Origin of the sequence: Streptomyces sp. NPDC052101, assembly GCF_040680235.1 — a bacterium.
In the GTDB taxonomy this organism is placed as follows: domain Bacteria; phylum Actinomycetota; class Actinomycetes; order Streptomycetales; family Streptomycetaceae; genus Streptomyces.
The window spans coordinates 1-1,087 of the sequence record NZ_JBFAWH010000161.1 but is presented as its reverse complement, the minus strand read 5'-3'; the positions used below and the strand labels follow the sequence as shown (position 1 = coordinate 1,087).

The 1,087-nt window shown below is 72.5% G+C and carries 1 pseudogene; it reads left to right on the top strand.

Annotated elements, in window-relative coordinates:
• Positions 1-13: 13 nt before the first annotated feature.
• Positions 14-955: pseudogene (locus tag AB0L75_RS44495) on the top strand (lipid II flippase MurJ); the annotation flags it as partial.
• Positions 956-1,087: the final 132 nt, after the last annotated feature.

The following is a 1,087-nucleotide window of genomic DNA, read 5'->3' as shown; positions in this document are numbered from 1 at the left end:
TGGCGCCGTACTCCTGGTTCATCGGCACGGCACTCGGCGCCGGCCTGTACGCGCTGCTGAGCCGCCGGACGCGCACGGCCCGGGAGGTCTGACGGCGGACTACACCTCCCGCCTGATGACGCTCGGCACGCTCGTGATGCTCGCCGGCACGGTGGTGGTCATGCTGGCGGCGGCCCCGCTCATGACGGCCCTGACCCGCGGCTGGTCGCCGGAGAAGCTCGAGATGGCCACCGTGTTCGCCCTGTGGTGTCTGCCCCAGGTGTTCTTCTACGGCATGTACGCGTTGGTGGGGCAGGTGCTCAACGCCAACGGGCGCTTCGGCGCCTACATGTGGGCGCCGGTGCTGAACAACGTCGTCGCGATCGGCGCGATCGTGCTGTACCTGGGCATGTTCGGAGCGTACCGGGCCGGGGACGACCTCGCCGGGTGGACGAGCGCACAGACGGTCGTGCTGGCCGGCGGCCACACCCTGGGCGTCGTGCTGCAGGCCGTGATCCTCTTCCTGCCGCTGCGCGGGCTCGGCCTGGGCCTGCGCCCGAGGTTCGGCTGGAAGGGCATCGGCCTGCGGGACACCGGCCGGATCGCCGGGTACACCCTGGTCACGATGGTCGCCACGAACGTGGTGCTCCTGCTGTGCCAGCGGTACGTCACCTCCGCCACGGAGGCCCGCGACCGCGGCGAGCTGCGCATCCCGGGCACGGAGACCTGGAGCGCCGAGATGGCGCAGGCGGCCATCCCCGGTGTGGCCGCGTACAACATGGCGATGCTGATGGCCGTGCTGCCCCATTCGGTGTTCGTGCTCTCCCTGGCCACCGTGCTCTTCAACCGGCTGGCCCGCGCCATGGGCCGCCAGGACATGTCCGCGGTGCGGCGCACGACGGCGCAGGGTCTGCGCGCGTTCACCGTGCCGCTGATGTTCTGCCTCGCCGGCGTGGTGGTCCTGGCGGGCCCCCTGGGCCGCGTCTTCGGCTCGACGGCCGAGACGGCGATGGTGGCCGGCGTCGCGGTGGGCTCGGTCCCCGCTCATCACCGCCGCCGCCCGCGCCGACGACCGCGACCCGGTGCCCTGGCGGATCGCGCTGGACCA